Origin of the sequence: Pseudarthrobacter sp. BIM B-2242 (assembly GCF_014764445.1) — a bacterium.
Taxonomy (GTDB): Bacteria; Actinomycetota; Actinomycetes; order Actinomycetales; family Micrococcaceae; genus Arthrobacter; species Arthrobacter luteus_A.
The window spans coordinates 2,583,129-2,595,855 of sequence record NZ_CP061721.1 but is presented as its reverse complement, the minus strand read 5'-3'; the positions used below and the strand labels follow the sequence as shown (position 1 = coordinate 2,595,855).

Sequence of the window (12,727 nt, the reverse complement as noted above, 5' to 3'; positions counted from 1 at the left end):
AACCCCGGAACGGAAACGAGCCTGCCATGACAGCAGAGAGCACAGCCCCCCGGCCGCTTCCCCGGCGGCTGATCGTCGTCGGGAGCGGAATAGCGGGCCTGTACGCCGCGCTGCTCGCCGCCGACGCCGGTGCGGAGGTGGTGATGCTGACGAAGGGCGCGCTCGCGGACAGCAACACCTACTACGCACAGGGCGGCATCTCCGCGGTGCTGGACGAGCCGGCGCCCGGGGATACCGTGGCCGCGCATATCGCAGACACGCTCAATGCCGGAGCCGGGCACTGCAATGAAGCGGCCGTCCGCGTGCTCTGCACTGAGGCCCGCTTCGACATTGGCGGGCTGCAGCGCTTCGGCGTGCGTTTTGACCTGGACGACGACGGCGACCCCGCCCTGGGTCTCGAAGCTGCCCACTCCGCGCCGCGGATCCTGCACGCCGGCGGAGACGCCACGGGCGCCCGCGTGGCCGGGGCGCTCATCCGCGCCGTTCTCGATGCCCGGGCGGCCGGGAAAATCCAGGTCATCGGGCAGGCCCAGGTGACGTCCCTGCTGCAGGGCGGAGGCCGCGTGACGGGCGTAAACTTCCTCCACGACGGACGTGAACTGGGCGTCCACGGCGACGCCGTCCTCCTCGCCACCGGAGGAGCAGGACAGCTGTTCGGCCAGACCACCAACCCCGCCGTTGCCACCTCCGACGGCCTGGCTCTCGCCTGGCGCGCCGGCGCCGCCGTGGCCGACCTCGAGTTCTTCCAGTTCCATCCCACCTGCATGGTCCGGCCGGTACTGGCCCGCGAAGCCGAAGCCGGCAACCACGGAACTGAGCCCCTGCTGATCTCCGAAGCCGTCCGCGGCGAAGGCGCAATCCTTGTGGACGCCCACGGCGAACGGTTCATGCCCGCCTACCACCCCGACGCCGAACTCGCCCCCCGGGATGTGGTCTCCCGCAGCATCGCCCTGCACCTGGCCGCGCTCGGCGACCCCAACGGCCACGTGTTCCTTGACGCACGCGTGATCGAGGCCGGCCGGGGCGAGGGCTTCCTTGCCCGGAGGTTTCCCACCCTCAGCGCCCGCACCCGCGAGGCAGGCATCGACTGGACCCGCGAACCCGTCCCCGTGGCTCCTGCCGCGCACTACTGGATGGGCGGGGTCGTCACCGACCTCTATGGCAGGACCTCGGTTCCCGGGCTGCTGGCTGCGGGAGAGGTTGCCTGCACCGGGGTCCAGGGCGCTAACCGGCTGGCCAGCAACTCGCTTCTCGAAGGACTCGTCTTCGGGCGCCGGGCGGTTGAAGCGTTCCTGTCTCCGGACCGAGGCGCCGCGCACCCCTCGGCGCCGCTGCGGGTGGACACCGAAAATACTCCGCCCGCGCCCGTTTCCTGGCTGTTTGAAACTGTTCCGGCACCTGGGCCTCGGGAGATGTCGTTTGCTGCTCCCGGGGGGTTTTCGCGGGATGCTCTTCGGCGGTTGATGACGTCCCATGCCGGGGTGATCCGGGATGGGGTGTTGTTGCGGGAGGCCGGTGCGTTGCTGGGGGCCTGGGCTGCTGATGTTGTTCCCTTGCAGGCGCCGGACTCATTGGATGTGCGCGAGCATGAGGATGCCAATCTTTTGCTGGCGGCCCAGCTGCTGGTGCACGCCGCGCGGGAGCGGCGGGAGTCCCTTGGCGCGCATTACCGCAGCGACAGCAGGCCACCGGCCGCCGCCGTCGAACCTTTTGACCAGCGTTACACCATGAGCCGGAAAGCGAGCCTCGTCCAATGACCAGCCTGACCCTCCCTGCAGCACCCGTCCGGGAGATCCTGGAACGTGCGTTTGCCGAGGACGCGCCCAGCGGCGACATCACCTCCCAGCTGCTGATCCCGGCCGACGCCCGTGCCACTGCGGTGCTCAACGCCCGGGTGCCCGGCGTGCTCAGCGGGGGAACTGTGTTCCGCGACGCCATGAAGCTGGTGGACCCGGACACGGAGGTCGAGCTGCTGCTCGCCGACGGTGAAGCGTTCGACGCCGGCACGCACCTCGCACGCGTCACCGGCAGCGCCCGCTCGGTGCTGCTTGCTGAACGCGTCGGGCTCAACCTGGTCCAGCGCATGAGCGCCATCGCCACCAAAACGGCCGAGTTCGTGGAACTCGTCGGCGGGACGAAGGCTCGCATCACCGATACCCGCAAGACAACCCCCGGCCTGCGGGTCCTGGAGCGGTACGCCGTCCGCTGCGGCGGGGGAGCGAACCACCGCTACAGCCTGTCCGATGCCGTGCTGGCGAAGGACAACCACCTCGCCGTGATGACCGGGGGAGACCCCGCCAAACTCACCGCCCTGCTGGCCGCGGCGAAGGCCCAGCTGGGGCACACCACGCACTTCGAGGTGGAAGTGGACAGCACCGATCAGATCGAACCCGTGCTCGCGGCCGGGGTGGACACCATCATGCTGGACAACTTCACCATCGATGAGCTGCGCGCCGGCGTGAAGCAGGTTGACGGCCGGGCCATCGTGGAAGCCAGTGGCAACGTGAACCTGAGTACCGTCGCCGAGATTGCCGCCGCCGGTGTGGATGTCATCTCCATCGGCGGGCTCACGCACACCGTGGCGGCACTGGACCTGGGCCTGGACGTCGAGCTGAACCTCTGATGGGCGTGCCATGATCTTCCTCGACGCCGCCGCCACCACGCCCGTCCGCCGCGAAGTCCTCGAGGCCATGTGGCCTTACCTGAGCGGCGAATTCGGCAACCCGTCCAGCCACCATTCCCTGGGCGAGGCCGCTGCCTCCGCGCTCGCGGACGCCCGGGCAACTGTTGCGAAGGTGCTCGGCTGCCGTCCCGGTGAGGTGACTTTCACCTCTGGCGGCACGGAGGCGGACAACCTGGCCGTCAAGGGCATCGCCCTGGCCCGGCAGGCTGCGGACCCGGCACTCAACCGGGTGGTGATCAGCGCCGTCGAACATCCCGCGGTGGAGGAGTCGGCACACTACCTGGCACGGTTCCACGGCTTCAGCGTGGACGTGGTTCCGGTGGACAGCACCGGGCTGGTGACACCCCGGGCGCTCGCGGCCGTCCTCCGGCCGGAGACGGCACTGGTCAGCATCATGTACGCCAACAATGAAGTGGGCACCGTCCAGCCGGTCGCGGAGCTGGCGGAACTGGCGCGCGCCCACGGGGTGCCCTTCCATACCGATGCCGTGCAGGCCGCAGGGTGGCTGCCTGTGGACGTCAAGGCGCTCGGCGTGGACGCCCTCAGCATGTCCGGCCACAAACTGGGAGCTCCCAAAGGCTGCGGCGTGCTGTACGTCCGGGGCCGGACGCGTATCGAACCGCTGCTCCACGGCGGCGGCCAGGAGCGGGGCAAGCGGTCCGGGACCGAGAATGTGGCCGGGGCGGTGGGCCTGGCCACCGCACTGGCTTTGGCGCACACCGCTCAACTGCAGACGGCGGACCATGTGACGGCCCTGCGCGACGGTTTTATCCGGGACGTCCTCCACGCCGTTCCCGGCGCTGTCCTCACCGGCCACCCGACCGAGCGGCTGCCGTCCGTGGCGTCGTTCTGCTTTCCCGGCACCAGCGGGGAATCGGTCCTCCTCGAGCTGGAGCGGCAGGGCGTGGTGTGCTCAAGCGGGTCGGCATGTGCCGCCGGTTCCGATGCGCCCTCGCCGGTCCTGACCGCACTGGGCTTTGAGGCGGAAGTGGCCCAGACGGCGGTGCGGTTCAGTTTTACGTCATCGGTGACCAGGGAGGAACTGGCGGCGGCCGCCGAAGCCGTGGGCACCGCCGTCGGAAGCGTCCGGACCCTCGGCCGCACCTGACGCCCCGGCCAGCCCAACTAAGTAGCGCGATCTGTCGTTTTGGGCCCTCAAAACGACAGATCGCGCTACTTAGTTGGGAGCGGGAGCTCAGATGTGGCGGGCGCGGCGGAAAATCCAGTGCCGAAGCAATGTGAACCGCACGGCCGTGGCAACAAACCCGGAGAGCGTGGTGGTCAGGAGTTCGTCGGCCACGGTGGCTTGTGGATGGAGCCAGTGCAGGATCCCGAGGCTGCTGCCGGTAATGAGTAGCGCAATGACGATCACGATCAGACCGTTCAGGTGATCCTGTGTCCGCTTCCGGTTGGACGTGATTTTGAACGTCAGACGGCGGTTCAGTGCGGTGTTCATAACCGAGGTGACGATCAGCGCGGCGGCGTTGGCGAGCTGCGGGTCAATCCATTGGCGGAGCAACGCGTACAGAGCCAGCGAGGATGCCGTGCAGATGATGCCCACGCCGGTGAAGCGGATCAGCTGGCGCACCACCGGAAACCTGAAGATGCCGGGGTAGTGACGGGTGGCCGGCGCGCCACGGGTGGGCTGCTGCGCCAGCCGGGCGGCGGGCGCAGCAGGGGTCTCCATGGATCCAGCCTGACAGATCAGGCCGGGGTTTCCTCCCACGACGCGGCCTTGACCGGGTTGCTGAGTTCCCCGATGCCCTGGACGCGGCACACCACGGTGTCGCCGGGGTGGATACGTGCGCACTCTGCCGGGAAGCCGGTGAGCACCAGATCGCCCGCGTGAAGCGTCATGAAAGAGCTGAGATAGACCAGGATTTCATCGACCTTCCAGCCCAGGTCCGCACTGCTGGCCGGCTTCAGTTCGGTGCCGTTGTGGACGATGCCGATGGACAGGTCTGCGTCGTCGAGTCCGGTGACAATCCACGGGCCAACGGGGGTGAAGGTGTCCTGGCTCTTGGCGCTGATCCACAGTTCGTCCGATTTCTGCAGGTCACGCGCGGAGACGTCATTGCCGATGGTGAATCCTAGGACGGCGCTCCGGGCCGTCTCCAATGTCAGGCCCCGGACTGTGTGCCCGACGACGACAGTCAGTTCAGCTTCCGGGTCCACGTATCCCACGGTGGAGCTCAGTTCGATGGCGTCGCCCGGTCCGATCACGCTCGAGGCGGCTTTGTGGAACGCCTGCGGGGGAAGGTCGCGGCCGGGCAGGCCGGTGTTGTGTGCCATGCCCAGGACGTTGACGGGAACAGACGGGGCCAGGAAAACGAAGGAGTCCTGGCCCACCACGTCGCCGGTCTCCCAGCCGGGCCGGGCAGGGCTGGTGGCGTTCGCCCTGGATCCGGCGAACGGGGAGTCAACGACTGTCCAATACCGGCCGGCCTCGGAGCCGAAGTCCGGCGAACCGTTGGCGACGAAGAAATGCTCATCTGAAGCCGCTGCCGGGATCGGGCGGACACGGGCAATACGGCGGGGAGCGCTGGGAGTCATGAAGACATCCTACGTCCTGCCGTGCTGAGGGGCCGGCAGTGTGACGGGAACGCCGGTCAGTACAGCTCGCCCACCGGAATCTCGACGGCCAGGCGGTTCGAGGGTCCGGGAAGCGGGCAGGCCCAGGCTTCGTTGTAAGCACAGGACGGGTTGTAGGCAAAGTTGAAGTCCAGGACGAACTCGGCGCCGGGCCCGGAGCCCTGGACTCCATGGAAAGCACCCTTGATGGTGTCCAGCAGGTACCGGCCGGCGCCGTAGGTCCCGCCGGGCTGACCTGCGGTGGCGTCCCGGAAGGGAACGAAAATTCCGCCGCCGTAGCCATGCAGCTTCCACACACCGAGCTGACCCAGTTCAGGAAGGTCGAACGTGCCCAGCCGGACAAAATGCACCACGCCGTCGGTGGCTGTTTCCACGCTCATTTCGCGGCCCGCGCCCTCAAGGGTGAGTGGCACGTAAAACCGGTAAATGGGGTCGTAGTCGGCAGTCTTCAGGCCGGAGAACTGTGCCTTGTCCTGCGGTGTGAGGGCGGACGCCGGATGGGTTGCGAACATGCGGTCGCGTTCATGCCGCCAATGGGAGTGGGCTTCCTCGGGGCTTTCCGCGGCAATCTTCCGGACTGTGTCGTAGAGGGCAAACGTCCGCAGCCGCCAGTCAGCAATATCGAGGGCGGAGATGTCCGCCAGGCTTCCTTGGTCCACGCCATGCTGATCTACCGACATAGCCCCAAGCCTAGTCCCAAGTTGAGCGGGAAAGTCCGGCAGCGACACGCGGCACCGCCCCGGCGCACGGCTGACCGCCACTAGGCTGGCTGCATGACGTTCAGAATGACATCGTGGGGACTGCGGACCGCGGGACTTCTGATGGCCGGCGTTCTCGCCGCGGGGTGCAGCGCGCCCGACGGCGGCGGCCCGGCGTGGACGGCGCAGCCTGGCACGGCCACCGCCCCCGGTCCCTCCGCCCCCGGCGAGTCGGCTTCCGGCGGTTCTGCGCCGGCCTCGGAACCTGCCACGACGCCGGAAACATCAGGCGCCGCGAGTCCCGGCCCGGCCGCCACTGCCTCAGCCTGGAAAACCTTCACCGATCCCGCCCGGACGGTCAGTTTTGACCTGCCCGAGGAATGGATTGCCCAGTCTGTCACCCCCGAGGAGGGCACACTGGCTGGTGCCCTGAAGATCGAGGTGAAAAAGCAGGACGGCACCTACATGGCTGCCCTGCGGACGGGACTGCCGCCGTCGGACTCTTCCTGCCCGGACGCGGGCAGGAAGCCCTACACCGTCATCAGCAGCGTGCCGGTGGAACTTCCGGGGTTGGCCGGAGAAGGTACCATCGCACCGCACGTGGTGTTCCGCGTGATCCAGGGGTACCGGTACTTCGGCTCGTACGGCATCACCAACATTGTGGGCGGAGCGGACGGGCAGGCCTGCGAGCTGCGCAACGTGGTCCGCGGTCCCGCCGGGAAAGGGGACTATTCTTTCGGGGACGTCAGTGTCCTGAAGGCTTTTGCCCCTGATGAAAAAGTGGCCCCGGCCAAGCCGTTTGACACCTTGGGCCAGGCCGCACGCTACGTTGATGAGAGCACGGACTTCGCGAACGTGCAGCGGATGCTAATGTCTCTGGAGATCAAAAACTAGTCCCGCCTCCGGCTCCATCAATGCCGGGACAGAGCGGGACGTTCTGCCGCTGCCTCACACCCCGGAGATACATGGAACGCACCGTTGCCGCACGCATGGTCTTTAAGACCGTGGCTGATACAAAAGCAGCCCTGGCGATCGCCGTGGCCAAAAATTCCGGCTTCACCTCGTTTGAAGAATCCTTGACCGTTACGGCGGAAGGGGACACCGTTCCGGTACGCGAACTTGCAGACCATCACGGCGGCCGCCTCCACTACATGGAGTTCGCCGGACCCACCGAAGTGACTGTTGAGTACTCTGCGACAGTGGCCGGGAAGGCCCTGCCTGAAGAGGTAACCCTGGCGGACCTCATCCGTTACGTCCGGCCCAGCCGCTACGCGGAATCCGACAGGCTCCTGCCCACCGCCTACGCCGAATTCGGCGGACTGCACGGTGTGGAACTGCTTCAGGCCGTGCGGAGCTGGGTCTATGGCGAGTTGAGGTACATCAGCGGTTCCTCCCGTGGCACGGACGGCGCTGTGGAGACGCTACTGCACCGCCGCGGTGTGTGCCGGGACTTCGCCCACCTCGCTATCGCCCTGCTGCGTTCCAAGGACATCCCGGCTCGGCTCAGCGCGGTCTATGCGCCCGGGCTGACGCCCATGGATTTCCACGCCGTAGCCGAGGCGTATGTCGACGGCGCCTGGCACATCATCGACCCCACAGGCCTGGCCCCGCGGGAGTCGATGCTGCGGATCACCGCCGGGCGGGACTCCTCCGATACGGCGTTCCTGTCCACCGTGGGCGGACGCCTGACCCTGAACGAGCTTCGCGTCACCGCTGTGGTCAACGGAACGTTGCCGATGGAGGACCCCACCGCCCTGGTAGTGCTGGGCTAACTGCAAAAGCGGCCCGGCACTACCCGCGGGGGCTACTTGCCGGTCCTCGTCCCGACCGAATGCCGCAGCTTCTCTGTCAGCCGCTGAAGTTCCTTTTGCTCGGCGGTTGTCAGGGCGGGCCCCACCAGGCTGGAGATGTCCCGTACGTGCTCGCGGCCAATCTCCTTCTGGAGGGCTGCGCCCTCATCCGTCAGCTTCAGCAGCACGCCGCGGCCGTCGTCGGGGGCGGGCTGCCTGACTACGAGTCCGCGCTTTTCCAGCCGCTCCACCAGCCTGCTCAGGCTCGACTGGCTCAGCAGGACGTGGTCATTGAGTTCGTTGAGCCGAAGCCAGCCGGACGGGCACCGGGAGAGCGTGAACAGGACGTCGTACTCGTTGATGGCCACGTTCTTGAACGCCTTGCCCGCCTGGAGCTTGCGCATGACCGCAACCTGGGCCCGGAAAAGGGACTCCCACGTTTCCGCCGCCAGCCGGCTCGGCGATTCATTCCCTTCGGCAGCCATCACGCCTCCGAGGATGCTTTTTCGTTGGCCTGCGTTGCCATAAGGGCAGCCACCCGGCCGGCATGCGTTGGGGGCTCCGGCACGTGGGCCGGCTTCTTGGCGGCGTACTCCTTGCGCAGAACCGGGAGAACTTCCTCGCCGAAGAGGTCCAGCTGCTCCAGGACGGTTTTCAGCGGCAGCCCTGCATGGTCGATCAGGAACAGCTGGCGCTGGTAGTCGCCGAAGTACTCACGGAACGTCAGGGTCTTCTCGATGACTTCCTGCGGGCTTCCCACGGTGAGGGGAGTCTGGGAGGTGAAGTCCTCCATCGACGGTCCGTGCCCGTAAACGGGCGCATTGTCGAAGTAGGGGCGGAATTCCTTGACCGCGTCCTGGGAGTTCTTGCGCATGAAGAACTGGCCGCCGAGGCCCACGATGGCCTGGTCCGCCGTGCCGTGGCCGTAGTGCTCGTAGCGCTCACGGTAGAGACCGATCAGCTGCTGGTAATGCTCCTTGGGCCAAAAGATGTTGTTCGCGAAGAAGCCGTCGCCGTAGTAGGCGGCCACTTCGGCGATCTGCGGCGTGCGGATGGAGCCGTGCCACACAAAGGGGGCCACGCCGTCGAGCGGGCGCGGGGTGGAGGTGAAGTTCTGCAGCGGCGTGCGGAACTTGCCGGACCAGTTGACCGTGTCCTCGTCCCAGAGCCGGCGCAGCAGGCTGTAGTTCTCGATGGCCAGTTCAACGCCGTCCTGGATGTTCTTGCCGAACCAGGGGTAGACAGGGGCCGTGTTGCCGCGGCCCAGGACCAGGTCAACGCGGCCGTCAGCCAGGTGCTGGAGCATGGCGAAGTCTTCGGCGATCTTGACCGGATCGTTGGTGGTGATCAGCGTGGTGGCCGTGGACAGCGTGATCCGCTCGGTCTGCGCGGCGATGTAGGCAAGGGTGGTGGTGGGGGAGGAGGAGAAGAAGGGGCGGTTGTGGTGCTCGCCGATAGCGTAGACATCCATACCGATTTCTTCGACTTTCCTGGCGATCGCCACGGACGCCTTGATGCGCTCGTTCTCCGTGGGCGTCCGGCCGGTGGTGGGGTCAGTGGTGATGTCACTGACGCTGAATACGCCGATCTGCATGGTGTGCCTTCCGTTCCTGGACTTCTCTTGGCTTACGTCCACTATACCCGATCTTCATGCGTTTGCATGTATCGTCGGGTATAACGGGTCCAGGAGGAGAATATTCCCTGTCTACTCGGAGCCGCCCGGGGCTGCGCGGCGGCCGCTGACCTTGGGAGTGGCGCCGGTGGTCCAGTCACTGAACTCTGCATCGACGTCGTCCGCGGCCGAAAACTCCGGCCGCTCCTGGAGCTCACGCAGCAGCTGCTTGCGTTCCCGGCGCCCCTCCACGAGCCGGTACAGCACGGGCACCAGCACCAGGGTCAGGGCAGTGGAGGACACCAGCCCGCCGATCACCACGACGGCCAGGGGCTGGGAGATAAAGCCCCCGCCGCCGGTCAGGCCGAGGGCCATGGGGGTCAGGGCGAAAACGGTGGCCAGGGCGGTCATCAGGATGGGACGCAGGCGCTGCCGCGCGCCGTGGGTGATGGCGTCAGCCACGGTCATCCCGGGCAGGCCGTTGCGCGGCTGCCGGTACTGGTTGATGAGATCGATGAGCACAATGGCGTTGGTGACCACGATGCCCACGAGCATCAGCATCCCGATCAGCGATGGCAGCCCGAGGGGAACGCCGGTCGCCAGCAGCAGGGCCACGGCTCCGGTGGCTGCGAAGGGCACGGAGACCAGCAGGATCAGCGGCTGGATCAGGGACTTGAAGGTTGCCACCATGATGACGTAAACAATGGCGATGGCCGCGAGGAGGGCCAGGCCCAGTTGCTGGAAGGATTCCGCCTGCTGGGTGGTGGCGCCGCCGAGTTCCGCGGTGACACCCGGGGGGAGGCTGACTTCCGCAAGGCGCTTCTGCACTTCTGCGTTCACCGCGCCAAGGTTGGAGCCCGACGGCGTGACTGACACTTTCGCGGTCCGCTGACCGTTGCTTGCGGTAATGGAGACCGGGACGTCCACCTGTTCCACAGAGGCAATGCTGCCCAGGGTCACCGGAACAGCGCCTGCCGGCAGGGCGATGTTGCGCACCGCCTCGATGCTGGTGAACCGGGTGCCCTTGCCGATCTGCACTGGGAAGTCGTTGGTGTCGATCCGGACGGTTCCGGCCGGGATAGGACTGATGGTGGCGGCGAGGACGCCGGCCACCTGTTCCTCGTTCAGTCCTGCGGCGGCTGTCTTGGCCCGGTCCACCTTGACCTGGACCACGGGCTGGCTGGCGGCCAGGTTGGTGGTCACTTCACTGGTTTCCGGGACGCCGGTCATGGCCTCCACCATGGCGTCACTGGCCGTGCGGAGATCCTCGGACGTGGCCGCCTTGATGGTGATGTCCACTGTGGAGGAGGTTCCGAAGCCGCCCTGCTGGGAGCCCACGGTGACCTTTCCGGAACCGGCCACCTTGGCCAGTTCCGTGCGGACTGTTTCCTGGAGCCTGGCCTGGTTCGCCTTTTCATCCGTCACCACAGTAAAGGTGGAGTTGGAGGAGCCGGAGGAGGTCAGCGCGGCAAAGCCCGCCTGGGCGTTGCCGGACGTGACCTGGACATTCTTGACGCCGTCGATGCCGCGGAGGACCTCTTCGAGCTTCACGGCTGCCGAGCTGGTGTCCGCCAGGCTCGTGCCCGCCGGCATCACCTGGCGGACGGTCATGCTGTTCTGGCCGGAGTCGCCCAAGAGGTTGGTTGCAAGCAGCGGAGTCATGGCGCCCGTCCCGCCGAGCACCAGCAGGGCGGCAACCAGCGTCCAGACCGGATGCTTCTGGGTCTTGCTGAGGATCGGCAGGTACGCGCGCTGGAGCGGGCTCTTTTGTTCCGCTTCGTGGGCTTTGGCCAGGGCAGCGGCGGCCGCTTCACGTGCGGCGGCTGAGCCGGGTGCGGCGGTGGCCGGGCTCTTGAGGAACCAGTAGGCGAGCACGGGGACGATGGTCAGGGACACCAGCAGGGAGGCCAGCAGGGCCATGGTGACTGTCAGCGCGAACGGGCGGAACAGTTCGCCGGCCAGCTCGCCGACGAAGGCGATGGGCAGGAAGACTGCCACGGTGGTCAGCGTCGAGGCGGTGATGGCGCCGGCCACTTCGCGGATGGCGGTAAGGATGGCGGCGACCTTCTCCTCGCCGTAGCTCAGGTGCCGCTTGATGTTCTCGATGACCACGATGGAGTCGTCCACCACCCGGCCGATGGCGATGGTGAGCCCGCCCAGGGTCAGGATGTTCAGCGAGTAGCCGGTCGCCGAGAGCCCGATGAAGGTCACCAGGAGCGAGAGCGGAATGGACACCGCCGTTACCAGGGTGGAGCGGGTGGACATCAGGAACACGAGAATGACGGCGACGGCAAAGCCAAGCCCCAGCAGGCCCTCGGTGGTGAGGTCCTTGATGGACTTCTCGATGAACGGCGCCTGATCGAACACGGCCGTGAACTTGGCGTTGGATCCCAGCTCGGCCTCAAGGTCGGCCAGCGAGTCGTTCACTGCGTGGGAAATGCCCACCGTGTCGCCTTCAGGCTTCTTGGTGACCGAGACTGCCAGGGTCTCCTCGCCGTTCGTCCGGGTGATGGACGTGCGTTCGTCGTCGCGCAGGCTGACATCCGCCACCGTGCCGATCGTGGCCCCGTTTTTCGCGCCGCCCAGGGGCAGCGACTTGATGGTGTCCAGCGAATCCACCGGGCTGCCGATCTGCAGGGACAGGGTTTTGCCCTGCTCCTCGATGGTGCCCGCCGGGATCAGGGAGCCGTTGTTGCCCAACGCATTCCGGATGGACTCAATGGTGGCGCCGGACGCGGCCATTGCCTCGGGCCGGGGGAGGACTTCGATGTGCTGGGTCGCTCCGCCGGTCACATCGGCGCCGCGGACGCCGTCGATTTTCTGGAGCCGGGGAACGGAGAGCCGCTGGAGGTCGGCGTTCAGCTCACTGAGCGGTTTGTCCGAGGACACCGCCAGGAACACGATGGGGAAGTCGCTGATGCTGCCGGCGAACGCCTGCGGCTGCACGTCCTCGGGCAGGGCACGCTTGGCGTTGGAGATGGCCCGGTCAATCTGGTTCCGGGCCCGGTCCAGGTTGGTCCCGTAGGTGAAGACCATGGTGATCTGGGAGGAGCCGTTACGGGATGTCGAGGACGTTGACTCCAGGCCCTCCACCCCGTTCAAGGCGGTCTCCAGCGGTGCGCTGACCTGTTTGTCAACCACTTCCGGCGAGGCGCCGGGCATGGCGGTCAGGACGGTTATCTGCGGGAACTCGATGGACGGAATGAGTTCCTGCTTCAGCGATGACATGGTGATCACACCGAACACCGATGCGAAGACGGTGATCAGCGCGATCAGCGCCCGGTTTGCCAGTGAAAGTTGTGCCAGCCGGAACATCGCAAGGTCTCCTGTGGGGTTGACGGACTGCTGGGAC

The 12,727-nt window shown here is 66.8% G+C and carries 11 protein-coding genes; 5 read left to right on the top strand and 6 right to left on the bottom strand.

What is annotated here, in order from left to right; genetic code table 11:
- Positions 1–26 precede the first annotated feature (26 nt).
- The 3 genes from nadB to IDT60_RS11925 are packed head-to-tail and all read left to right on the top strand — an operon-like array spanning position 27 to position 3,791.
- Positions 27–1,757, top strand: coding sequence for an L-aspartate oxidase (gene nadB, locus IDT60_RS11935; protein ID WP_191079240.1), 1,731 nt, complete (start codon positions 27–29; stop codon positions 1,755–1,757).
- Entirely contained in the window at positions 1,754–2,623 is an 870-nt protein-coding gene (nadC, locus tag IDT60_RS11930) for a carboxylating nicotinate-nucleotide diphosphorylase (protein ID WP_191079239.1), read from the top strand. The genes nadB and nadC overlap by 4 nt, the downstream gene beginning before the upstream one ends.
- Before the next feature lie 10 nt (positions 2,624–2,633).
- Positions 2,634–3,791, top strand: a complete 1,158-nt coding sequence (locus IDT60_RS11925) for a cysteine desulfurase family protein (RefSeq protein WP_191079238.1) — start codon at positions 2,634–2,636, stop codon at positions 3,789–3,791.
- An 87-nt stretch (positions 3,792–3,878) separates the two neighbouring features.
- Here the strand turns inward: IDT60_RS11925 and IDT60_RS11920 are convergent, their stop codons facing one another.
- Genes IDT60_RS11920 through IDT60_RS11910 form a run of 3 tightly spaced genes read right to left on the bottom strand, consistent with a single transcriptional unit; the run spans position 3,879 to position 5,955 of the window.
- A complete protein-coding gene (locus IDT60_RS11920) occupies positions 3,879–4,370 on the bottom strand; it encodes a GtrA family protein (protein WP_191079237.1) in 492 nt (163 codons plus the stop codon).
- Between the two features lie 17 nt (positions 4,371–4,387).
- Entirely contained in the window at positions 4,388–5,236 is an 849-nt protein-coding gene (locus tag IDT60_RS11915; protein WP_164199109.1) for a fumarylacetoacetate hydrolase family protein, read from the bottom strand.
- A 56-nt stretch (positions 5,237–5,292) separates the two neighbouring features.
- A complete protein-coding gene (locus IDT60_RS11910) occupies positions 5,293–5,955 on the bottom strand; it encodes a DUF1684 domain-containing protein (RefSeq protein WP_164199111.1) in 663 nt (220 codons plus the stop codon).
- Between the two features lie 93 nt (positions 5,956–6,048).
- On the opposite strand from IDT60_RS11910, the gene IDT60_RS11905 reads away from it, so the two are divergent.
- Positions 6,049–6,867, top strand: a complete 819-nt coding sequence (locus IDT60_RS11905; RefSeq protein ID WP_223883703.1) for a hypothetical protein — start codon at positions 6,049–6,051, stop codon at positions 6,865–6,867.
- Between the two features lie 71 nt (positions 6,868–6,938).
- On the top strand, positions 6,939–7,745 hold the full coding sequence (locus IDT60_RS11900; RefSeq protein WP_191079236.1) for a transglutaminase family protein: 807 nt from the start codon (positions 6,939–6,941) through the stop codon (positions 7,743–7,745).
- 32 nt (positions 7,746–7,777) lie between these two features.
- On the opposite strand, the gene IDT60_RS11895 is transcribed toward IDT60_RS11900, so the two are convergent.
- The 3 genes from IDT60_RS11895 to IDT60_RS11885 all read right to left on the bottom strand — a co-directional run bounded on the left by IDT60_RS11895 (position 7,778) and on the right by IDT60_RS11885 (position 12,690).
- Positions 7,778–8,248: a MarR family winged helix-turn-helix transcriptional regulator gene (locus IDT60_RS11895; protein ID WP_191079235.1), complete on the bottom strand. Its 471-nt coding sequence runs from the start codon at positions 8,246–8,248 to the stop codon at positions 7,778–7,780.
- Entirely contained in the window at positions 8,248–9,357 is a 1,110-nt protein-coding gene (locus IDT60_RS11890; RefSeq protein WP_164199115.1) for an LLM class flavin-dependent oxidoreductase, read from the bottom strand. The genes IDT60_RS11895 and IDT60_RS11890 overlap by 1 nt, the downstream gene beginning before the upstream one ends.
- A gap of 111 nt (positions 9,358–9,468) precedes the next feature.
- Positions 9,469–12,690: an efflux RND transporter permease subunit gene (locus IDT60_RS11885; protein WP_191081930.1), complete on the bottom strand. Its 3,222-nt coding sequence runs from the start codon at positions 12,688–12,690 to the stop codon at positions 9,469–9,471.
- Positions 12,691–12,727 lie beyond the last annotated feature (37 nt).

Coding starts and splice junctions, on each gene's coding strand:
- IDT60_RS11915 (WP_164199109.1), bottom strand. CDS start 5,236: ATGACTCCCAGCGCTCCCCGCCGTATTGCCCGTGTCCGCCCGATCCCG.
- nadC (WP_191079239.1), top strand. CDS start 1,754: ATGACCAGCCTGACCCTCCCTGCAGCACCCGTCCGGGAGATCCTGGAA.
- nadB (WP_191079240.1), top strand. CDS start 27: ATGACAGCAGAGAGCACAGCCCCCCGGCCGCTTCCCCGGCGGCTGATC.
- IDT60_RS11925 (WP_191079238.1), top strand. CDS start 2,634: ATGATCTTCCTCGACGCCGCCGCCACCACGCCCGTCCGCCGCGAAGTC.
- IDT60_RS11885 (WP_191081930.1), bottom strand. CDS start 12,690: ATGTTCCGGCTGGCACAACTTTCACTGGCAAACCGGGCGCTGATCGCG.
- IDT60_RS11895 (WP_191079235.1), bottom strand. CDS start 8,248: ATGGCTGCCGAAGGGAATGAATCGCCGAGCCGGCTGGCGGCGGAAACG.
- IDT60_RS11900 (WP_191079236.1), top strand. CDS start 6,939: ATGGAACGCACCGTTGCCGCACGCATGGTCTTTAAGACCGTGGCTGAT.
- IDT60_RS11905 (WP_223883703.1), top strand. CDS start 6,049: ATGACGTTCAGAATGACATCGTGGGGACTGCGGACCGCGGGACTTCTG.
- IDT60_RS11920 (WP_191079237.1), bottom strand. CDS start 4,370: ATGGAGACCCCTGCTGCGCCCGCCGCCCGGCTGGCGCAGCAGCCCACC.
- IDT60_RS11890 (WP_164199115.1), bottom strand. CDS start 9,357: ATGCAGATCGGCGTATTCAGCGTCAGTGACATCACCACTGACCCCACC.
- IDT60_RS11910 (WP_164199111.1), bottom strand. CDS start 5,955: ATGTCGGTAGATCAGCATGGCGTGGACCAAGGAAGCCTGGCGGACATC.